The organism is Prosthecobacter gellanilyticus (assembly GCF_007992435.1).
Lineage (GTDB): Bacteria > Verrucomicrobiota > Verrucomicrobiia > Verrucomicrobiales > Verrucomicrobiaceae > Prosthecobacter > Prosthecobacter gellanilyticus.
Genome location: NZ_BKAG01000007.1, coordinates 80,037 through 103,181, shown reverse-complemented (window position 1 = coordinate 103,181; position 23,145 = coordinate 80,037). Strand labels below are relative to the sequence as shown.

Annotated in this window: 7 protein-coding genes; 2 read left to right on the top strand and 5 right to left on the bottom strand. The window is 63.3% G+C overall.

Annotation, left to right across the window (positions count from 1 at the left end):
* Positions 1-148: 148 nt before the first annotated feature.
* The 5 genes from BGE01nite_RS06765 to BGE01nite_RS06745 form a co-directional block, all read right to left on the bottom strand.
* The gene (locus tag BGE01nite_RS06765) at positions 149-2,056 is read right to left on the bottom strand and encodes a vanadium-dependent haloperoxidase (protein ID WP_146849671.1); all 1,908 of its coding nucleotides are present in this window, start codon (positions 2,054-2,056) and stop codon (positions 149-151) included.
* 140 nt (positions 2,057-2,196) lie between these two features.
* Complete coding sequence (locus tag BGE01nite_RS06760) at positions 2,197-3,402, bottom strand: DUF1573 domain-containing protein (RefSeq protein WP_146849670.1); 1,206 nt, start codon at positions 3,400-3,402, stop codon at positions 2,197-2,199.
* Positions 3,403-3,428: 26 nt separating this feature from the next.
* Entirely contained in the window at positions 3,429-10,766 is a 7,338-nt protein-coding gene (locus BGE01nite_RS06755; RefSeq protein ID WP_170266647.1) for a carboxypeptidase regulatory-like domain-containing protein, read from the bottom strand.
* A 105-nt stretch (positions 10,767-10,871) separates the two neighbouring features.
* Positions 10,872-12,011, bottom strand: a complete 1,140-nt coding sequence (locus BGE01nite_RS06750) for a hypothetical protein (protein ID WP_146849668.1) — start codon at positions 12,009-12,011, stop codon at positions 10,872-10,874.
* Between the two features lie 14 nt (positions 12,012-12,025).
* On the bottom strand, positions 12,026-15,187 hold the full coding sequence (locus BGE01nite_RS06745; RefSeq protein ID WP_146849667.1) for a carboxypeptidase regulatory-like domain-containing protein: 3,162 nt from the start codon (positions 15,185-15,187) through the stop codon (positions 12,026-12,028).
* Positions 15,188-15,676: 489 nt separating this feature from the next.
* Here BGE01nite_RS06745 and BGE01nite_RS06740 point away from each other — a divergent pair, with 489 nt between their 5' ends.
* Together BGE01nite_RS06740 and BGE01nite_RS28920 are read left to right on the top strand one after the other, a co-directional pair.
* Entirely contained in the window at positions 15,677-22,966 is a 7,290-nt protein-coding gene (locus tag BGE01nite_RS06740; RefSeq protein ID WP_146849666.1) for a Calx-beta domain-containing protein, read from the top strand.
* A complete protein-coding gene (locus BGE01nite_RS28920; RefSeq protein ID WP_170266646.1) occupies positions 22,966-23,103 on the top strand; it encodes a hypothetical protein in 138 nt (45 codons plus the stop codon). Before BGE01nite_RS06740 ends, BGE01nite_RS28920 begins: the two co-directional genes overlap by 1 nt.
* Positions 23,104-23,145 lie beyond the last annotated feature (42 nt).

Here is a 23,145-nt window from a genome sequence, read left to right as displayed (position 1 = left end):
CGTAGATTAGGCTGGGCTCATGATTGCTCAACAACACCACGGATTGGCGCAGACTGGGGGCTCGGCCACCTGAGCAACGGGATGCGGCAGTGAACAGGGACTGCAGCGGGGGCGATTTTGAGGCGGTTTGCAGGTGGAATGATGTGCCTCAAGATGACGACTTGGGACGCTGATAGCCGAAAAGTCCGCGTTTGCTGACGATGGTGCCATCAAAGTATTTCTGCGCGAGCTCCCAGGCGAGCTTGCCGCACTGCGAACCGAGGCGCCGGCCGGTGAGATCATCTGCGGACACATGAATGCCGCCCCAAAGACGGGAAAGGCCGGCTTGGTCCGCCGCATCATAGTAGGTGCCCCATTGCAGTTCCACCGGCTGGCTGGGACCCTTTTCAAACTTCAGGCCGGTGTCGGCAGGTTCCCGGTGAGTCGCCAGGCCGCCAGGGAAAAAGGGCGAGCCCGTGATGGACGTCATGACCTCCGCAGCCGACCGGCTGAAGGTGCTGTGGCCGGAAACAAAGCCCGGGAAGCCCGGAGTGACAAAGGTCGGCCGTTGATAGGGCAGCCAGTCTGCTGCGAGGATCCATTTCGTCCCGCCATGCTTTTTGGTAGGCTCAGCCGGCTGGCCCGCCCACGAGAGCACCGCCACGGCACCGACCGGCAGACCGGCATGCCGCTGGCCCGGACGCGCGGTTTCGGTGGTCACGCTTTCAATCAGACCCGGCACAAGCGGCAGACCTTCCGCATGATAGTTAGGCGCGTCCTTCTGGGTGCACTGGCCCATCTGGCCCATGTAACGGATGAAGCAGATGGGGCGGCCTCCGTCGTAATAGCGCTTCACGGACCAAGCTGCGCAGGCGGCATCATGCAGCGCCGCGTTGAGGACGAAGTAGAGCTTCACATCCCACTCCAGGTCATTGAGCACGTTACCGCGGCCGCCCAAGCGCTTGCTGAAGCCGGGGGTGTCACCCACTTTGTTGGCGATGACGTTCCAGTGGCCAGGTGGTGTTTCCGAGGTGGGACCGTCCGCCCAGAACTCTGCCAGGATGCGGGAGAAGTCACCACGTTTCACCAGATTGGGCGGGTAAGGGGCGCCGGTGGCCGGATTCACCGGGTGGCCGTTGCCGTCGTTGGCGCCGAGGGTGTTGTTGCCAAAGGCGCCGGGGGAGATGTTGATAACGACGCCATCGTCAGGGTTTAACTCGCTGCTGCGCCGGATGATCTCCACCACCTCATCCCGAAACTGGGCGTCTCCAGCGCCCTGGAGTCGCGGCTGGGGCCCTGGATCGATCCAGGGTTTGCGGCTGTCCTCGCGCTTGAGGGCAAAAGGGCGGACGGCGAGCCACTGGGGGCCCTGGAAGGTCTGGATGGGGCCGGTGGGATTCCCATGCTGGTCAATGGCATTGGCGATGGCTAGCGGCTGCCAGCAGTTGATGTCCTTGACGTTGGTGCCGCTAAGGCCGGTGACCAGGGGTTCGTTCACGCATTTGTACCCGCCCTTCTCCACCGGCAGGTCGGCATAGGCCTGCGCCTGGAGGGCCCCGTCTTCCATGAAGAACGCTGAGACAGCCGCTGCCACGCTGTTGCCCACACCCGCCGGTGTGGCCGGGTCCGCAGCCTTGTTGTCCACGTCAAAACCGAGCGCCTTCATGCGGGCATCAAAGGCCTGCTGGGACTTCGCCGCGTTCAGGGAAAACGCATAACGTTCCGTCAAAATTCGATAGGCCGCGTAGCTCACCGCTTGGTGCCGTGCGGCGGCGATGTCGGGCGCGGTGTGCTTGCCCCGGTAGATGAAGCCTGCCGCCGCAGGATCATAGGCCGCCCAGGCGTCATACATGGCCGCAGACAGCGAGAAGAGATTGCGCGCGTGCACTGGAGGGTGCGGCCGGTCAATGCGGATGGCCGCGAGGATCTCCTCGTCCCAGATGCGCGCGGTGCTTTTCACACCTGCGGGGTTTGGCACGTCTGCAGCACCCAGAAGACCGGTGACGGCCAGCAGCACAAGGAGAAGCGCTGGGAGACAGGCGCCGGAAGCGGAACGTCCGATGGGGTTCTGGCTCATGAGATGCTGTGAAAACGGGGGATGAGTTTCACCTAACTAACTCTGTATTTTTTTGCTGCCGTGCCCCGGCCGAGCGACCGTAAAATAGCAGGACGGACGCTGCCAGCAAGACCGCATCCACACCCAGGGCGGGCAGGGCTTCATTTGCTGCTGCCAGCCGGGCCCGCCTTCCCCGAAGCCGCGCTGCCCGAAGCCGCGCTGCCAGCGGCTGGTCCCGCCGCAGCCCCGCTGCCCGTGGTCGTTGTCGTGGTGGTGACCGGCGCGCCGGGCTGGCCATCAGCCTCCGCGCCCACCGGGGGTTCAGGACGCTTCATGAGCACGGCGACGGTGAGCGGGACCTGCATCTTGGACATCGTCGGTTCCGAGGTTTCAAAAGTCAGGAAGCCCTCGTGTCCCAGCTTGGGCACTTCATCTAGCCGCGCGGTCACCTCAAAACCGCCAGGCCCCAGTTCATTCAGTTCCAGGCTCAGCCCCTTCAGTGAACTGGCGAGGTTCTTGATCTCAAAAGCCTTGCCCGAGAGGGAGCGGACCCGGAGGCGCCGGGTGACCAGGGCTTCCGACCGGCCCGGCTGCAGCGCCGAGTCCGTGATGCTCCAGAACAAGCTGTCTGGTGAGGCAATGAGCTCTCCGGAGATGCCGCCGAAGACTGGCAGGGTGGTCACGGGTGTCTTGTCATTGTCCCCCGCGTAGACGGAGACGGTCTCATTGTAGCGGCGCGGCGGCGCGAGCCCCTTCACCTCCACCAGAATCTCCGTCTCCCCCAGCAGCTTGGCCGTGATCCAGGGCTGCGAGGTTTCGATCCGGCGGATCTGCAGCGGCTTGCCGTCCATGCGGAAGATTTTCACCGGGGTGCCGGCGGTGGCCGAACCCAGCTTCACGTCCACCGTAAGCGAGACCGGGTCCACCTCATAGAGAGGCGAGTAGTCGGCATTAATCGTCAGGATCTGCCGCGGATTGTGGGGGTCGTTTGACTGCAGCGTGACCGTCTTGGACATGAGGCCGCGCGTGCCGGTGAGCCGCCACTCAAAGCTGACGCTGCCCTCCTCCCCCGGGTGGTAGATGAACTTGTCCATCCGGGCCACGGTGCAGCCGCAGCTCGTGGTGGGCTGCGGCATCATCAGGTCCGCCTTGCCCGTATTTTTGAATTTAAAGGCGCCCGTGATCGTGTCCGTGTCGGTCACCGTTTTGAAGTCATAGACCACCTTCTCAAACTCGATCTTCGGCAGGTCTTCCGCCAGCGCCGGAACGCAGGCCGCCAGCAGCAGCCCGGCCGCCGCCGCCAGCCTGGAGTTCAAGGAAATGCCTCGTGGCAACGACGATGCTGCTGGATCTGAAAGACTCTTCATGGGGGGACTCGGACGGATCGATTGGGTTAGGGAGTCGTCTGGCGCGGCGCCCTGACCGTGAGCACCGCACCACTGCTGATGAGGGTCCCGTTAGCATGGGTGACCACACAGCGATAGCGGCGACCGTTCAGGTCGAGGTCCGTCGTCACATAGAGAACGGCAGACGTGGCCCCTTTGTAGCTGGCGCCATTGCCGATCTCTGTCCAGGTGGTCCCATCATTGCTGGAGACCTGCCACTGCAGACTGACTGAGCCACCCGAGGTGGCGACGCGGAAGGCCACCTTCTGACCGGCCACCACGGACTGGCTGGCGGGCTGCAGGGTGATCTCAGGCAAGGGAGCGACAAACGCGGACGCCACCTGCGGCTGACCGCCTGGGGTATTGGCCACAAAGTCCAGCATGGAGATGCCACCCGCATTTACCAGGACATCCTGATTCACCGGAGGCAGGTAGCCCTGGGCCTGCAGGTCCTCCGCCGATGGTCCCACATTCCACAAACCTGCCGTGGCCGGCAGCGTGTAGGCACCCAGGGTGTTGGTGATGTCAAAGCTGTGATAGCCGTCCGCCGCGATGAAACCGAACATCTGCACACCGGCAATGGGCTGGTTCTGCGGGTTTCTGAGGAAGCCCTTGATGCTGGCAGAGGCCGACATCGCGGTGAAGTTCAGATCGTAGAACTCATCGTTGACCAGGGCCTCCTGCGCCTCGGGAATCACGTAGCCCAGCGCCTGGAGGTCGTCGTTGTCCACGCTCACGGACCAGTTGCCGTTAAACAGCGGGATGAAATACAAACCGTCATCGTCTGTGACGCCGCTGGCCGCATACCCGACATTACCCAGGGTGAGGTCGCCGAACACACGCACGCCCGAAATGGGTGCGAAGTTTTCATCCGTCACCGAGCCCGTCACCGCACCCGTGGCCACCGGTGCCACGAGGTTCAGCACCGCAGTGCCAGCCGGCACCATGACACTGCGCGACATAGGTGCCACATATCCCCGGAACTGCAGCGCCTCCTCAGACACAGAAACCGCCCACGAACCCGGGAAGATGGGCAGCGAGTAGTTGCCCAGCTCGTTGGTCAGCGCGGTGCCGTAATACACCACCCCGGCGAAGGTGGACTCACCATACACAGGCACACCGGTGATGGGGGTGCCGTGGTCATCCTTCAGCGAACCAAAGATGGTGGCGGAGGCCTGCGGGGCCACAAAGTTCCGGATCACAGGCGCCCCCGCGACCATGGCAGTTTGTTCGGAAGGCCAGACATAACCGCGGGAGCGCAGCTCGTCCGCGGCGACAGAAACAGTCCAGTGCCCGGCACAGACGGCCAGGGAATACTGGCCTGTGGCACTTGTGGTGGCAGAACTGGAGAAGTTCACTCCGCCCAGGGTGGACGAGGCATAGACCCGTACCCCGCTGATGGGCAGGTTGCCCCCGTCTTTCACACTGCCCGTGATCTGCGTGGTGGCCGCGACCAGGCTGAAGTCCGCTTGCCGGACCTCATAGTAGTTCAGGTGAAACTCCGTGCCGTCCGGAACCAGAAGCCCCGTCAGACCAGGGCTGTCGTGTGCAATGTAGATGACCCAAGGCCCGTCCGTGACCGGCATGACGTAGTGGCCGGCGGCGTCGGTCAGCAGATTGCCCACCTCCAGCGTGCCGTAGTTGTGGCTCGCATCCAGCATGATGCCTGGCAGCGGGTTGCCATTGGGACCTCTCACCGTGCCCTGGATGAGCGCCGTGGCAGGATACACCGAATGGTTCGCCCCGGTCACCGCGCCCGCCTGTGTGCTGACGGAAAGGGGTGTCGTGTCGTAGTTCACGCCCACGTAACCCAGCCGGCGGAGAGACTCCTCCGAAGTGGTGACACTCCAGATGCCGGACGTGACCGGCAGGAGATAATGACCGAGATCGTCTGTTTGCGTCACCGCCGCCAGCCCGCCCTGGGACGTGGCGAAGACCTGGACGCCGCTGAACCCGCTCTCCGCGAATCCCTCGGCCACGAATTGTCCGGTTACTACCCCGGATATGGAAGTGGTGGCCGCCGTGAGCGTCACCACCCGGCTCACCGTCGCCCCGGCAGCCAGTGCCACCGGCGGAGCGGCGGCGAAATTCGTCACAAAACCGCTCTTGAACGCGACGACCTTATAGGTCCCCGGTGGCGCGGTGATGGTGTACTTGCCTGTAGAATTGGCCAGCGCCCCGACCACGAACTCTTCCGTGCTCGCATCCAGCAGCACCACGCTGGCATAAGGCACCCGGTTGGCACCATCGGTAATCGTGCCGGTGAACGACTGCGCAAGAGCGGGCTGTGTGAGGGTCAGCGTGGTGGTCAGCGGGGCGAAGTTTTCAAAGGGGCTGCTCACCCTCAGGATGTGCGCCCCGGCCAGCCGGCCAAACTCGGACCCGACCGAAGGTGTGATCTTGACCGAGATCTGACCATCCGCCGCGCCGTCCTCATCCCCCGCCACGAAGGGATTGCGCACGCCGCCGATGGAAGCCACCTCGCCGCTGGTCACGGCGAATTTCTCCGCCAGGAAGTCCGCCGCATCAATGATGCCGTTGCCATTCACATCGACAAAGCGTTCCACGGCGGCGGTGTCCCCGGCCGTCATTCCCTTGATCTGAAGGACGGCTGAGCTGGTGGAGGTGCTGGTGAGCGTGGCCGGAGTCAGCTGCAGACTCATCACACCCGTGGCCGTGACTGTGAGGGTGGCCGGATTGCTGGCGGTCGTGCCCAGGTTGTTTGTGGCACGCAGGCGGAACAGATGACCGTTTTGCGCCAGCGTGGACATGAATGAAAGCTGATGGGTGTTCGTGCCAGTGAACACACCGTCATCCACCAGATCGGTCCAGGCACCGCCACCGTTGACCGAGGTCTGCCACTGGAGCATGGCCATCGGAACCGCATTGACGCCCGCCGTCAGCATCACGCCATCACCCGCGATCACCGTCCAGTTCGCCGGCTGGGTGGAGAAGATGGGCGCGTAGTTCACGAACAGGTGCGCAAGATCGCTCGTCCGGCTGCCATAAATATTCGTCGCCACGCAGCGGTAGTGCATGCCGCCGAGAAGCGGGCTGCTGGTCACCGTCAAGGTCGTGCCATGGGTGCCGCTGTAAGGGCCGGTGTTTTCCAGGTTCGTCCAGGAAAAGCCGCCCTGACCCATCTCCTGCCACTGGTAGGAAGGCTCCGGCGTGCCGGAGGCAACGATGGAAAACTGAGCCGCCGAGCCCGAGTTCACCGTGACATCCGCAGGATGCTGGGTGATGACCGGAGCGGACCGCACCGTGAGCGTCGCCGCGTTGCTGGTGGTCGCGCCCAGGGCGTTGGTCACCACGACCCGGAAACGCGAGCTCGACATGTTCAGCGTCAGGTCAGGCACATGCAGCGAAGCGGTCTGCACGCCCACATAGGCCGCCCCCTCGACCAAGTCCGTCCAGGTATCGCCGCCGTTGGTGGAGATCTGCCACTGGTATTGCGGGGCGGGGTGCCCTGCCACGGCGACCTCGAAAACAGCTTCGTCCCCGATGAAGAGGGTGGCGCTGGTGGGATGTGAAACGATGACCGGCACGGAGCTCACAAGGAGCGTGGCGCTGTTGCTGTTCATCGAGCCAAGCGTGTTTGTCGCCACCACGCGGTAGCGGTGACCGCTCTGGTTGGCAGTCAGATTCATCACGCTGAGGACGGACGTGGTGACGCCATTGTGGCCGGGACCGTTGACCAGATCCGTCCAGCTGGCGCCGCTATTGACCGACCGCTGCCACTTGATGGAGGGCGCGGGATCTCCTGTCACGACGACAGAGAAAGTGGCATTCAGACCCGCGTTCACCGTCTGGTCGGCAGGATGCGTGGTGAACTTGGGGGACTTGGAGACGACCGAGCCGCCGCCCACGTAAAACACGGCGTTGGCGATCAGCTTGTACACGTTCTCATTGTTGCCACCGTAAAGGGCAGGAAACAGATTGAGACCCACCATGTTGCCCGCCGCGTTGACGGCGATCATGTTCACACCACTACCATCCGTGGCCAGCAGGATAGCGTTCGTGTCCAGCGTGGGCCTGGCAAAATTATAGTTGTTAAAATAATGCAGGCCCGTGAGCACATCTTCTTCGAAAATGGGATGCCCGGGAACCACGGCGACCAGATTGCCAGTGGGAGTGCCGTTGGATTGCACGTTTTTGAACGGCGAGTATCCCGTCTGCATGATTCTCCCGGCCACCGACCACGGGCTGCTGTAGCTGTAAGTGGCCAGTGCCACGGCTCCGCCTGCATCCACAAAGTCCGCCAGCACGTTGCCAAGAGCGTTCGCGTCACCCGGGTAGTTGTTGGAATAGTGGAGGACCGCATCATACTGCTGCAGATATGAAAGCGTGGGTGTCTGGTAGTTGGAATAATACACGTCCACTTTCGAGAAGTAGCCGGAGGCAAGCATCTGGCTGGTGGGCGGACTGGAGTCCGAGCAGACAATGAGCAGCGCCAGCTCGTCCCGGAAGGAAATGATGCCAAGGTCCGTCACCGCTCCTGGGTTCGGGGGGATGGCTGCGGAAGTTCCCTTCAAATTTTTGCCACCGACATTGGCCGTGACGCTGGCCACAATATTGCCGCGTACCGTGGGCACATTCGAGATGGAGAAGCTGCCATTGATCGCGGTGGTCGCAGTGCCGCCGAAGTTCAGGGTCACGGCCGCGCCAACCACGCTGGCTCCGGCAGGATCCACCACCTTGCCGATCACCGTCGTCTTCGGATCCGGGACCACCTGCAGCACCCGCGTGGCGCTCGTGGCCGTGTGTCCCGCCGTGTCCACGGCTTCCACCCGCAGACTCCTGCTCGTCACGCCGAGAGGCACCACGAAGGTCGTCTGGTAAGGTGCGGAGGTGTCTGTGTCAGCCAGCACGCCCTCCACATAAAATTTCATGGATACCACGCCCAAATCATCGACCGCGGAGCCGGTGAAGGTGACCGTCTGCTCTTCAAACAGCACCGCGCCCTCTGCAGGGGCGGCGATGGTGGCCGTGGGCGGAAGATCCGGAGACACGTTCACCACCACGGAGGCGCTGGTCGTGGCGTTGTTGCCAAAGTCCACCGCCTGTGCCTGGAGCGTGAGCGTGGTCGCGCCCAGGGGCACATCATACGTCAGCTCATACGGTGCCCCGCTGTCAGAGTTCACCTGGACCCCGTTCACCAGGAGCCGGACCGCCGCCACTTCCACATCATCCGACGCGTTGACCTTGACGGTGATGGTGGAACCCTCCGTGACCGTCGCTCCCGAGGCTGGCGAAGTGATGAAGACCTGCGGCGGAATGCCCGCGTTATCCTCGATGACCTGATATTGACCGATGTAGAGCCGGGAGGTGCCGTAAGTTCCATTTTCGACGAAGGCACTGCCATAAGCGGCGGCCAGGTACGCGTACCCGCCCTGCACGGCGATGCCGTGACCATCATCATCCCGATACTGGCCGAAGTCCAGAATTGCCTTGGGTACGGGAGTCGCAGGCGTGCTCACGTCCGTGATCGGCACGCCGTTCACAAAATTGATGTCCGCTCCGATGGCAAAACGTCCGTCCATGACGACGCACTCCAGCCTGCCCCCGGTGCTGATTGAAGGCGGGGTGCCCACCACGGGAGCCGCCCTGTTGGCCAGATTGACGGGCATCAAGCTCAAGCTCGTGTCCGCGACGAAGGCATAGGTGCCGCTGAGGGCCACGTCGCGCGCGTCTGCGCTGCTGTAAGCCGCGGTTCCGACCAGCACGGGCTGCGCCGGGTTCGCCACATCCACCACCAGCAGGCCGCCGTAGCCCACGGCCAGCGCCACCGTGGTGCCAGACACATCCACCCCTTTGGCGGTGCCATTCACAATCAGGCTGCCGATAATGCTGGGAACGCTGGGCACAGAGGCATCGATCACTTTGAGACCTTCCGAGCCGTCCGCCAGGTAGACCCGGGTACCGACCAGCACCAAATCCCAGGCCTCTCCCGGCGTGTCTACCGACCCGATGGACACAGGCGCAGTGGGCTTGGCGATGCTGATGACCCGCAGACCTGCCGTGCCGTCCGCCACGTAGGCCAGATTTCCTGACACCCGCACATCGTTCGCGTTTCCGGGCGTGTCCAGCGAACCGACGATGACCGGGTTGCGGGGATCAGACACGTCCACCACCTGGAGGCCGCTGGCTCCGGCGGCGACGTAGGCGTAACTGCCCTGCACCGCCACTGCATTGGCAAAGCCCGGGATGTCGACAAACGAGCGCGCGACCGGCGCGAAGGACTGCACGGTCACATTGACGGTCTTGGAGAACCCGTTGCTCGTCACCGTCAGCACCGCCGTGCCGTCGTCACCGGCAAACACACGGCCGTCGGGGCTGCCAAAGTTGGCCACAAAGAGATTGCTAGACACATAATTGGTTCCCCGGCTCGTCGGCGTGAGGTCCAGGGTGCTGCCGTCCTTGAAGCGGCCCACCACCGAAAGTTGCTGGGAGGCCTCGCCAAGGATTGAGTTGACCGTCAGGACCATGGCGGAGGGGGTGACCTGCAGGGAGTCCAGCGCCGCGGCAAAATTCTTGCTGTTAGAGTCCGTGGGGTCCGTGCCGGTCTGGTACTCCAGGGCATCATTGATGCCGTCGCCATCCGTGTCCCGCAGCAAGGGATTGGTCACCTTGCCCAGCGTGCCGAGGACCTCCTGCCGGTCCTTGATGCCGTCACCGTCGGTGTCGGCGCGGAAGGGATCGGTGCCGTAGACCATCAGTTCCTCAAAGTTCGACAGGCCGTCGCCGTCCGGGTCTTCCTTCGCATCCACCGGCTCATTGGGATTCAGGCGGTTCGCCACCTCGATCTCGTCCGGGATGCCGTCACCATCGGAGTCGGTGGAGGAGAATGCCACGCGCAGCTGGATGATGCCGACCGCGCCATCATTGGTGGCGGAAAGGATGACGGTGCCCGCCGCATTCGCCGTCACCAGGCCGGAGTCGCTCACGCTGGCGATGGTGGTGTTGCTGATGAAGAAGCTGGTGCCCAGAGCTGGGGAGGTCACGTCCTTCACCGTGCCGTCCGGGTAGGTCGCCGTGGCCGTCAGCTGCGCGGTGGCACCCCTGGTTGTCAGGGTCGTCGCTGTGGAGGTGACTTTCAGCTCCTTCGGGATGGGGCTCACCGCGCCCAGGATGATGTCTGGCACCGTCACGGAGCCGTTGGCCGGGACCAGGAAGAAGTCAGACTGGCCGGACTGGGTCACACCGTCCTTGGTGTAAGTGGCGCGCGCCCGGACCAGCCCTGTGTTGGCCGGGATGTTCGGCAGATTCCAGGTGCCGTCCTCGCGCACCTGCACGCTGCGGTTGAGCACGCTCACAATGGTGCCGGGCGGAAGCGGGTCAGCCATGGCCGTTTGGCTAAACCAGACCAGGAAGGAAAGGCAGACATGGAGCCATGCGGCCCTCGGGGCCCGGCCTCCTGACCTTTGTGCCAGTTTGGGAGTATTCATTGTTTACTTTTTTAGAAGGCTGCCAAAAGGGGGGGCCTCCAGGCTTGCCCGGTCAAAAACACCACTTTTAAAAATCTGGTCCACCGGGAGGACATTGGAGGAGTTGGTCCAGGCGAGAGTCTTGTCCTCGTTGTGGATGAAGTACATGACTTCAATCTTGGGGGACTCCCGGGATCTGAGGTAAGCGACGGCGATGGGACCTGCGTCCATCACAAAAACTGGCTCCTGACCCAGGATGGCCGTGCGGTACTGCGCCCGCTCCTCGGGCTTGGCCGTGACCAGCCACTTCTTAAGCCGGCCAGCGCCTTTGGGAAGCATGTGCCGGGTCACCTCGCCCAGGTCCGGCTTGGCCAGCTCTTCTTTGATCTTGGCCAGGGTCTGCTTCACCTCTGTCACCAGAGGGGTCTCAAGCGCGGCATCCGCTGGAAACCCCGTGAACACCAGCATGCTGGCGGCCGCATCTCCCAGAGGCTGAACAGGGGGCGTCAGGACGGGAGTGACGTGCGTGGTCTTGCCCACCTCCTCGTCGCTCAAGTACATGGGGGCCTCGGGGAGTTTTCCCTTGGCCATGTCAAACCAGTCCGTCACCATCACATAGCTGATGCGCGTGGTCCGGTAGGGCAGGAACTTGTAGGAGCCATCCTCGTTGAACCGGAAGGCGAAAGAGACGAAGCCCGCCTTTTCACCACGGCGGACCTCGGCAAAGAAAACCGCCATGCCATCGAACAGGTAAGCCCGGGGGATGGAAAGCACTTCCACTCCGACAAACTGCTCGAAAAAGGCGCTGGCCTGGGTGTCAAAACGCTCGCCATCCCGGCCTTCCACAGGGTCAGACAAAGCAAACAGGGCATCGCGATCCTTGTCACGCATGGCCTTCACCACCTGCTTCATCGCCAGATCGGACGTCGATTCGACCGCCCCGGCCTGCTCCCACCAGCGCTCGTTGTTCAGTTGGCGCTCCCTGACCTGGAGGCCACAAGCCGTCAGTATATACTTGGCCTCCGCATAAAACGGCAGACGAAGGGTGACGACGGACTCCTCCGCCCGCACGGCGCCGGGCGCACCCAGCAAAAACAAGACCAGCAGGCACCCCAGCCAAGTCTCCGTGGCTCTCAACAACTTGTCATGTAAACGCAAATGCATCGGGGTCGTCGTCCTCAAAAGATAGTTTTGATCGTCACGTAGGGGTCTTCACTCGAGACTTCGATGGACAAGAAGTCTGCTGAATAGTCCACCTGGCTCTTGGCACCCCCTGTTTCGTAACTTCCGGAAAACTTCACGCCCACCTTGGCACTCAAGGGCTGGACGGAGAGAATGCCGCCCGAAAGGCCCTCATTGCAATCCTTGAGGTTGTAACCAATCTGAGCGATGTTGATGGGCAGGGTGAGGTCGCCGAAAAGGATGCTGGCGCTGGCGGCAAACTTGAACTCATCACAGATGAAACAGTTGGTGGTCACCTGCAAGCTGCCTCCCGCACGGGCCGAAAGCCGCGGGGTGAGCCGCGCTCTCAGCGTGCCAAAGAAGCAGGATTTGCCATCAGGACTGGCCTGGGAGGGACATTCACGCCGGAAGCCCACCTGACCGCTGGCACCGATCGTGCCGCCGATGAAGACGCCGACGTCCAGCTCGCCCTCGATTTCGACCGAGGCAAAGCCCTTGAAGTCCACCTTCTTGGGGCCGAACTGAGGGATCGGACCCGGCGGCCAGAGCTTGCCTTCGATGGTCAGACTGCCCAGGTCCGCATTACCGGACAGCTCCCTCTTCATCCCGAGCCCCATCTTGGGATCACAGCATTGCTCCTCGTTGCCGGTCAGGGTGATGTTGTCTGGCGCGGTGAAGGCCACATTGATCCCGATCTTCTTCAGTTTCTTCAACTCGTCGTTCACCTTGCCAATCGTCTCGTTGGGCATCGAGGCCGTGATGGAAGCCTCGTGTCCCGGCTGAAGCGTGATGGGGACCTGCGCGCCATTTTTGCAGGTGACGCATTTGTTGTCCGGGGGCATCTGCCCGTTTTTACCGGGATCCGCCACGCAGCCGTTGCCTTCACATTTCTGGCACGGCGGGCAGGTGCCCGCATTGCCGGACACGGACGGGTTGCCGCCGCAGTGCCAGCCGCCTTTGATAACGCCAACGCCGGGGTCCGAGCAAATCTGCATGCCATCGGAGCTGACCGTGCCGGTGCCGATAGCCACAAAGCTGGCCAGATCGGTGTCGAAGGAATACATCTCCGTTTTCTGGCCCGGCTGCAGCCCGTCCACGTTTGGCAGGCAGAGCTTGGCGGGTGGATTAAAGAGGCACTGCTTGGGGTTGATGCTGATGATGAAGCGTGGCTGCTGGCCGAAATTCGGCACCTCAGGAGTCTTGTCGAGATGCACGACGGTGGCGGTCACCGAACCGACCTTGGAGCCGCCCGGGAAGGTCACTGACCCCGGTGCCAGGGTGAGACTGAAGCCGGGATATTCCGGCAGGGTGATAGTGCCGCCATAGTTCAGCCCCACGCCCACGGCGGTGGAGGTGTCGATCTGCAGCAGCCGCACCGGCATGCCGATGGTATTGTCATGACCCGCGACGGTGGTCAGCGTGTAATCCAGCGTCACCCAGGAGCCGGGACGCAGGACAGTGGTACCGTCCACCACCAGGCGCACCGTGCCCACGGGCGCGGGTTTCAGCATGAACAGGCCCTGGGCGTCTGACTGGGCGGTCAGCCCCGTGCCCACGACGGTGATGGTGGCGCCCGGAACAGGCACGTCGCTATTGTCCAGCACCACGCCGCTGATGCTCGTCTGCATGGCGTCTCCCGGCAGCACGCCGGAGGCCAGGAAGGCGACCGGAGGCCGGGAACTACCCGGGAAAGTCGCCTCAATGACATTGTTTTCCACGCCTTCGTCCGGCCCCAGCTTCAGGGTGACAAGGGCGCGGCCGTCACTGTCTGTCATGACCGTTCTCACCGGCAGGCCGCCGAGGGTGCCATTGCCCTTGATCACCGAAAAGATCACCGGCGTGTTGGCCAGGCGGTTGTAACCGGCATCCACCACAATGGCGACAAAGGGCTTCGGCAGCGGCTGGTTGGGCACGCCTGCCTGGCGGTTACCAGAATCCAGAACGATCAAGCCAGCAGGAGCAGGGGCGGAGGAGGCGATGAACACGGCCGGCCCCTGGAAACCCACCGCAGTGGCCTGCACCTCGTTGTTGCCCACGCCGACACGGCTGCCGAGCTGGAAGGACGCCTGGGCCTTGCCCGCGCCATCGGTGTTTACAATGATGGACCGCGCGGTGCGGCCGCCGCCCGTGAGCTCGCCATCATTCTGGGTTACTTTGAAAATGACCTCGGTATTGGGCACCGGCGCCCCCTGCTCATCGGTCACCAGAACTACCAGCGGCTGGGCCAGAAGCGCCCCGATGACGGCAGACTGATTGTCGCCTGAAAAGGCCTGGATGCGCGACACCATCCCCGCCTCATAGGTCAGAGTGGTGGTGGCAGTGCCCACATTTCCCGCCCTGTCCGTGCCCGTGACGGTGAGGGTGTTCAGCCCCGGCGTCAGCGGGACGTTGCTAGCGATGAAGGTGCGGTTGGCGACCAGCGCGGGCACACCGTTCACAACGACGGTACCCTGCTCGCTGTTCACGGTGCCGATCACCGTGTCACTGAAGATGCCCGTCACCGTCACGCTGCTCTTGGTGGTGACGGAGTTTTCCAACGGCGCATTGATGCCCACACGCGGCTTTTCCGTGTCCCGGCTGACGTTGACGCTGGTCGTCGCCACCAGGCCGAGCGGATTGGTGGCCACCGCTGTCAGGGTGTTGGCACCCTCCGTGAGAGGGACATCGGCAGAGAAGCTGTTGCCGGTCACAACGGCCGGGGTCAGGTTCACATTGACCGTCGTCGCGGGGCTCGAGGTTGTGCCCGTGACATGAACCACGGAGGTGTTGGCCAGCATGCCGTCCAGCGGGCTGGCGATGGCGACCTTGAACTCCTGGGAGTTGACGGTGAACTGCCAGCGCAAAACGCTGGGATTGAAAGCGACCAGCCGGTTTTGCCGGATGGCGAAGGTTCCCAGGCTGGTCTTGGTCGTTCCTGCCGGAACGTCGCCAAAGGCGAGCGTGCGCACGACGATGGCCGTGTCCAGCGAGGTGGAGGTCACCGTGCCCACCACCCTGGGCGCGTCTGCGCCAAGGTTGGTGATGTCCGCCTCGATGCTGAACTCGAACTCCTGACGACTGACGCGGAGGGTGTTCACCACCTTGTAGTTCCCGATCATGAACGGGACTTTTTTCAACTGCGCTACCGCCGGGCCGGGCGTGGCGAGGAGCAGGAACATCAACAGGCACAAGGCCCATTGGGCCAGGAGTTTGAAACTCCTGGAGCATCCTGCGCTAACATCCTTCGGAGGTGTCTGGTTCTTCACGGGATTACTGGGCTTGAAGGTGAAAGATGACAATACTGGCTTTCTGCACACCGCAGATCTGAGGCGGGCCGCGTCATTTTAAAAAAACAATAATTGGTTTGGCCGGAGATTAGGTGACAGTAACACTCACTGTCAATACAGGATCTCCGGTTACACATTACAATTTCGCAACAATTTGTTACCCAAAAATTAAAAATGCAGGAAATAAAATTCTGTATGTCACGTCATGCAGGACCTGTTTTCATGTCTGCGGGCGCGGAGCCCTTATTTTAGGCGGCTTTCCGCGTTTCCAGCGGTCATTTCTGGCCCGCTGAAAGTTATTCGCAATCACCCTCGCGCCACGAACACTTCCCACGAACGGCTTGCAACAAGTGGCGCGTCCTCATATAAGCCTAACACATTATGAAAAAAAATTCATCGCCTGGCCGAATGAATGTGGTGCGGGTCCTGCTAATGACCTGCCTTGTCCTGGTGTTTCCGGCGGCCGTCCATGCCGCGGCGAGTGTTCACTACGCTGCGGTTGACCTCCCTGACACCACGCCCGGCGAGGATCTCTGGCGGCTCAATTACCGCGTGGCCGGGCACAGCTTCGTGGACGGGCAGGGCTTCAACATCCAGTTTGACTCCGAGCTCTTCAAGGCGCTGCAGAACCCCTCCGGCGCGGCTGCCACCGACTGGGACGCGCTGCTCATCCAGCCGGATTCGGGCCTGGGCTCCCCGGGATTTTACGACCTGCAGGCGCTGAAGGACAATCCCGCGCTCGGCAGCCTGTTCGTCGTTGAGGTCGTCTGGCTGGGGCCGGGCAAGCCGGGCCCGCAGACCTTCACAATCTACAACACCAACCTGGCCACGCTGGAGACAGGCCTGACCGCGCCAGTCATAGGCACGATCCCGGACACGACGGTGGCCCAGAATCAACCCACCGGTGACATTCCCTTCACGGTCGGGGTGGTCGGTGCCCTGACGGCGGCTTCCAGCAACACCACGCTTGTGCCCAATGCCAGCATCGTGCTCGGTGGCAGCGGCACTAACCGGACGGTCGCCATCACACCGGTCGCTGGCCAATTTGGCACCAGTACCATCACCGTCACGGATCCCACCAGCGGCGCGACCAGCTCGTTTGTGCTGACCGTGCAGGGCTTTGGCAAGCTGGGCTTTGCCACTCCCGGATTCATGGTCAGCGAGGGCGGTGATGCAGCCGTCGTGGTGAGCCGCAGCGACGGCTCTGTGGGCGAGGTGAAAGTGTCGGTGTCCACCAGCGCCGCAGGTGCCACGGCCACAGCGGGCGGCGACTACACGGTCGTGGCCAGTCAGGAGCTGACCTTTCCGGCAGGCTCCACCACCCAGACGATTTTGATCCCCACCGCTCCGGATGCGGCCGTGGAAAACAACGAGACCTTCACGGTCACCCTCAGCAACCCCACCGGGGGGGCGGTGCTGGGCAGCCCCACCTCGGCCAAGGTGAGCATTGTGGATCCCTCCGCCCTGACCTTTGCCGGGGATGATGCGCCGCCTAGCGTCACCCTCACGGCCCCTGCGGCCAAGGCGACCCTCGGCCTGCCGGTCGGTGGTAAGGTGGCACTCACGGGGATGGCCACGGACAAAAAAGGGGTGCGCAAGGTGCAGTATTCCCTGAATGGAGGCGCCTTTTTGGATGCCACGCTGGACACCCCTGGAGCCCCGTCCACAGGCTATCAAGCCCAGCTCACCCCCGCTTCTGGCAGCAACACCGTGGTAGTGCGCAGCGTGGACTTCGCCACGGCCAACGGCAACGCCACCGTCACGAACAGTTCCACGGGCAGCCCCAAGGTCACCCTGCAAACCGTGCCCGTCGGACTGGGGCCGAATTCTGATTTCATGGGCCGGAAAGTGGTCAGTATCAGCGGCAAGACGGTGACTCTGGACGGATCGGCGAGCGCCACCGTCAGCCAGGCCACTCCGTTTCCTTTTGCCACCACGGAGCGGGTCTCCTCCGCGGTCTCCTCCACCTTCAAGGTCCTGCGACCGCTGGCCGTGCAGATCGTGGGCGCGGGCTCAGTGACCGCCGGTTTCGCCCCCAGCTCCAATCGTGAGGCGGGAGAGCGGCTGGTCATCACGGCCGCACCGGTCTCGGCCCCCGCCCCCGGCAGCCTGTTCGTTAACTGGACGATCGTCAGCTCCCACACACCGGCGGATCTGGCCGTGTCGGCCAGCGACCTTCAGAAGCCGATGCTGAGCTTTGTCTTCCGGGAGAATCTAGTGCTGCGGGCGAATTTCACCCCGAACATCCTCGCCCCGCTGGGGGATCCGGCCAAGGGCTCCAAGGGCGCGGAATACAACGGCCTCATCCATGCCAGCTCCACCCTGCCCGCCCCCGGCGGCACCGCGCCCAGCAACAGCACGGAAGGCCTGATCTCCGCCCTCGTCACGACCACCGGCTCCTTCTCTGCCAAGCTGACCATCGACGGCAGCGTGCTCAACGTCCCGGGGGTGTTTGACGAGGCCGGCCACGCCCGTTTCGGCCGCTCACGCGCCACCACCTTTGCCATCGCCCGGACTAACAAGCCCAGCTTCATCATCTCCCTGGACATCGACATCTCCGTCGGCCGGACCAAGGACGCGATCACGGGCACGGTGGTGGCCACAGACTTCCAACGCTCCATGGTCCTGGCGGTGTCCACCCTCCGCGCCGACCGCGCTCACTACGACGGTATCACCGGCGCCACCACGGTGCCGGGCGCCTACCTCGGCGCTGGCGGCGCCACGCAGACGTACTCGCTGGTGCTGCCCCCGCTGCCACTGGCCCAGACGGCTATCGTCTCCGTTTTTGGCGTGAACGAGCTGGAAGCCGACCACGGCGGCGTCATCGTGGACCAGGGCAGCGTCCTAGAGGTCGGTGGCCAGGTCAGCTTTAATGCCCCCGCGCCTGACGGCATCGTCCCCGGGGAGGTTTACACGCTGGCGGACGACGACGACACCAGCCCCACGGACGATTATTTCTCCCTCAAGAACGCCGATGGCAGCTACGTGAACATCGACGACACGTATGAGGGCGAGCTCTTCAACGTCTCCGTGGATCCGCACAACCATCAGGTCCAAGGCAGCGGCCTGGCACCCTCGGACTACCCGCAGGGTTACGGCGGCGGCTCGCTCACCATCACCAAGGCGGGCGTGGTCAATCTGACCCTCAAGCTGGCGGACGGCACGCCGCTCACCGCCAACACGAAGCTGTCCAAAGATCTACGCTTCCCGCTCTTTGTGCCACTCTACAAGGGACTCGGTTACCTGGCCGGTGAAACGGCCCTCGACAGCACAGCTCCTGGCAGTGACCTGGCCGCCACCTATCTGGGCTGGCTACGCCCTTTTGACGCGACCTCCCTGTACTACCCGGCAGGTTGGAAGAAGAGCATCCGCGTGGGTCTGAAAGGCGCGCGGTACAGCAGCAGCTTCACCCCTGCCAGCAGCGCCCTGCGCGCGGCGGACGGTGCCGACCTGGACGCCATCGGTGATGGCCTGGCCGCTGTGGATGCCGCCAATGGCAACGCACGGCTGGCCTTTTTCGACGGCCAGCTTTCCGCCCTGCTCCTGCGCAAAGTCAGCATCGCTGTGGACAACAAGGTTTCCAAGGTCCCCGCCAGTGACAGCACCTTCGAGCTGAAGATCACGCCGGGCCCGGGAACCATGGATGGCACCTTCATTCACGAAAGCGACCTTGGCGCCTCCTCGTCCTCCAAGACCTCTTTCCAAGGCGTGATTTACCAAAAGGGCCCGGACGCGGCGGCCTATGGCTACTTCCTCACCCGCAAACCCGCCTCCATGGACTACGCGGGCGAGAGCGGTGGCGTGGTGCTCGCAGGCGGCACCACCGTCCCCACCCGCAACTTGCTCCTCGGGACCGGACCCGGCACGGTGCCTTCCGCTCTCACGCCTGTGGGACCGCAGCCTCTCCAGGTCGACATCGTGGGCCCGGGCAAGGTGACGGCCGGATTCTCCCCCACCTCCAGCCGGAACGTGGGCGACCGCCTCAGCATCACTGCCGCTCCCGATACCACGCCCACGCCTGGCGGCCTCTTCGTGAACTGGACCATCGCCAGCGCCCACACCCCTGAAGATCTGGCCATCTCGGCCAATGATCTGCAGAAAACGACCCTCAGCTTCGTCCACCGCCAGGGCCTGATCCTCAAGGCCAACTTTGTCAGCAATCCCTTTGTGCCGCTAGGCAGCACCAAGGGCGTGGAATACACCGGCCTCATCCATGCCAGCCCTGCGCTCCCCGCACCCAACGGCACGCTGCCGGGGAACAGCACGGAAGGTTTTATCTCCGCGCTGGTCACCACCACCGGCTCCTTCTCAGCCAAGCTCACCATCGACGGCAGCGTGCTGCCTGCGGCAGGTTTCTTCGATGAGATCGGCCAGGCCCGCTTCGGTAACAACCGCTCGAAAATCCTCACGGTGGTGCGGCTAAACAAGCCGAGCCTCCTGGTCACGCTCGACATCGATGTCTCCCCCGGCCGCACCAAGGACACCATCACCGGCACGGTCACGGCCACGGATTTCCAGCGTTCGGTGGTGCTCGCCGTGTCCACCATCCAGGCGGACCGCGTGTTCTTCGACGCCCTGACCCCGGCCACCACGGTGCCCGCTGCCTATCTGGGAGACAACTCCGCAGACCAGCTGTACTCCGTGGTGCTGCCGCCCCTGCCTCTGGCAACGACGCACACCATGGCTTTGTTCGGCATCAACGACGCCATCGCCAATCATGGCGGCATCATCATTGACGAAAGCAATGTGCTGGAAATCGGCAGCCTGATCACCTTTGCCGCGCCCGCTCCCACCGGCCTGACGGCAGGCGTCCTCTACACGGTGGTGGACGAGGATGACGCAAGCCCTGGGGACAACTTCTTCTCCCTCAAAACCCCCTCCGGTGACTATGCGGACATCGGTGACGCCTACGACGGAGAGTCGGTCCCCTACATCTTGGATCCCGTCAGATTTCAACGCCTCGACAACATCCTCGGCAACGGCGATTTCCCCGAGGGCTACGGCTTCGGCACGCTCACGGTCACGAAGGGTGGCCTGGTGTCTTTCTCGCTGAAGCTGGCCGACGGGAGCTCTGCCACGGGCTCGTCCAGGCTCTCCAAGGATCTGCGAACCCCCTTGTTCGTCCAGCTTTACAACAAGCTCGGCTTCCTGGGCGGGGAGGTCACCCTGGACAGCACCGATCCCGACAGCGACCTGAGCGCCGCGAGCCTGGAGTGGGTGCGCCCGCTCGACGCCGCCGCCCAGCACTTCCCTGGTGGCTGGAAAAACAGTGTCCGGCTGGGTCTTCAGGGTGCCAGGTTCAGCGCCAGCTTCACGCCTGCCAGCAGTGTCTTGCTCACCGCGGACGATGCAGATCCGGACCGCGTCGGGGAGCCTTTGCCTTCAGCGGACGCCGTGAGTGGTAACGCGCACCTGGTCTTCTTCAACGGCCAGCTGGCCAGCCCGTTGCTGCGCCGGGTCAACATCGCCACCGACAACAAGGTCAGCAAGGTGCCCGCCAGCGACTCCAGCTTTGAACTCAAGATCACGGCTAAATCCGGGCTCTTCGAGGGCACCTTCATTCATGAAAATGACCAGGGCACAGATTCCCTCTCCAAGACATCCTACCAGGGTATCTTCTACCAGAAGGGTCTGGCCGCTGGCGCCTATGGCTTCTTCCAGACCCGCAAACCCAAGGGGCTCGACTACACGGGCGAGAGCGGTGGCGTGCTACTCCTCGGCGGCACCAACGCCGATCCGGGGAACCCGCTCCTGGAGCTCTTCACTTCCTCGGAAAATGGGAACCCGCCCGGTGGCAGCCTCACGACCCAGGGCCAGCAGCCGCTCGCTGTCCAGATCGCCGGTCCCGGCTCGGTGACGGCTGGTTTCTCACCGACTTCGAACCGTCAGACCGGGGACAGGTTCAGCATCACCGCCACTCCTGCCACCAGTCCCTCCCCGGGAGGCCTGTTTGTGAGTTGGTCTATCCTCAGCGGTCATACGATCGCGGATCTGGCCATCTCCGCCAGTGATCTGCAGAAGCCGATCCTCAGCTTCGTCCACCGCCAGGGCCTGATTCTCAGGGCTAACTTTGTCGCCAATCCCTTCCTGCCGTTGGGCAATGCGCCGAAGGGTTCCCCAGGCATCGAATACACGGGGCTCATCCACGCCAGCCCCACCCTGCCACTGCCGAACGGCACGCCGCGGAACAACAGCACCGAGGGCTTCGTCTCCGTGGTCCTCACCGCCTCCGGCTCCTTCACCGCCAAGCTCAGCCTGGAGGGGACCACCCTCAGCGCCCCAGGCTTCTTTGACGACGCCGGCCAGGCGCGGTTCGGCCCCGCCCGCGCCACCTCCTATGCCATCGCCCGCACCGGCAAGCCCAGCCTGGTGCTCACGCTCGATATTGATCTGTCCCCGGGCCGCACGAAGGACAGCATGACCGGCACGGTCACCGCCACGGATTTCCTGCGCTCCCAGGTCCTCGCCGTCTCCACACTGCGCGCCGACCGTGCCTTCTTTGACGGCCTCACAGGGCCCACCACCATTCCCGCCGCCTACCTCGGCGCTGGCGCGGCCACCCAGAACTACTCGGTGATCCTGCCCGCGCGCCCACCTGCCGAGATCCTGGATGTCTCCGTCTTTGGCGTCAACGAGCTCATCCCGGCATACGGCGGCGTCATCGTGGACTTCAGTGGCCGGCTGGAAGTCGGCAGCGAGGTCAGTTTCAATGCCCCGGTGCCCGGCGGCATCACGGCCGGCGCCCTCTACACCCTGGCGGATGATGACGACGCCAGCCCCAACGACAGTTACTTTTCTCTCAAGGACTCCGCCGGCAGTTATGTGGACATCGCCAATGCCATCGAGGATGACATCTTCAGCCTCAACCTCGAGCCTGAGGCGCACCAATCCGCCAGCCTCGGCCTTGCCGCCACAGACTTCCCGGGAGGCTATGGGTGCGGAACTGCCACCATCAGTAAAAGCGGCGCCGTCATGTTCGCGCTCAAGCTCGCGGACGGCACCGGCGTTTCAGCGTCTGGCAAGGTCACCAAGGACCTTAAGCTTCCGTTCTTCGCGCAGCTTTACAAACAAGCCGGCTTCCTCAGCGGCGACATCACCCTGGACAGCACCCAGACCGAAAGTGACTTTGCCGCCGTCAACCTCGACTGGCTGCGCCCGGTGGACCGCAGCTCCCAGCATTATCCTGGCGGCTGGCAGCCCATTCGCGTGGGTCTTGACGGAGCCCGTTACGAGACCGTGTTCTCACCCGCCAGTAGCGTGCTGCGCCGCGCCGATGGCCCTGATGCTGGCAGCATCGGGGATGCGCTGCTGCCAGTCAGCCCGGCCAATGGCAACGCCTCACTCGCCTTCACCGGAGGACAGCTGTCCACCGAGCTCCTGCGCCGGGTGAACGTCACGACGGATAGCAAAGTAACCAAGGTCCCGGCCAGCGACTCCAGCTTCGAGCTGAAGCTCAACGCGGCCAAGTGCGCCTTTGACGGCACCTTCATCCACGAAAATGACTGGGGGATTGCCTCGCCAGAAAAGACTGCTTTTCAAGGCGTCTTCTATCAAAAAGGCTCGGGCGCGGGTGCCTATGGCTACTTCCTGACTCGCAAGGCCTCCGCGCTAGACTACACCGGAGAGAGCGGTTCTGTCATACTCGTGGGTGATCCAGAAGCGATCCAGTGATGCTCTGGCAGGATCGCGGGATCATTGTGGTCATGCAGCGGAAGACACGCTTCTGCGGGAGGCTTCTTTGGAAGCAAATGCCGAGCACGAATATCGTGCTCGGCAGCTTTGTGGATGGCAGCAGCTTCGCGGAGTAATTCGGCGCCCGGGTGGGGCAGAGTCCAACCGCCTATCGGGAG

Excerpts from the sequence above, each read along its gene's own strand:
- BGE01nite_RS06740 (WP_146849666.1), top strand. The coding sequence starts at position 15,677 with ATGAAAAAAAATTCATCGCCTGGCCGAATGAATGTGGTGCGGGTCCTG.
- BGE01nite_RS06755 (WP_170266647.1), bottom strand. The coding sequence starts at position 10,766 with ATGGCTGACCCGCTTCCGCCCGGCACCATTGTGAGCGTGCTCAACCGC.
- BGE01nite_RS06765 (WP_146849671.1), bottom strand. The coding sequence starts at position 2,056 with ATGAGCCAGAACCCCATCGGACGTTCCGCTTCCGGCGCCTGTCTCCCA.
- BGE01nite_RS28920 (WP_170266646.1), top strand. The coding sequence starts at position 22,966 with ATGCTCTGGCAGGATCGCGGGATCATTGTGGTCATGCAGCGGAAGACA.
- BGE01nite_RS06750 (WP_146849668.1), bottom strand. The coding sequence starts at position 12,011 with ATGCATTTGCGTTTACATGACAAGTTGTTGAGAGCCACGGAGACTTGG.
- BGE01nite_RS06760 (WP_146849670.1), bottom strand. The coding sequence starts at position 3,402 with ATGAAGAGTCTTTCAGATCCAGCAGCATCGTCGTTGCCACGAGGCATT.
- BGE01nite_RS06745 (WP_146849667.1), bottom strand. The coding sequence starts at position 15,187 with ATGTTCCTGCTCCTCGCCACGCCCGGCCCGGCGGTAGCGCAGTTGAAA.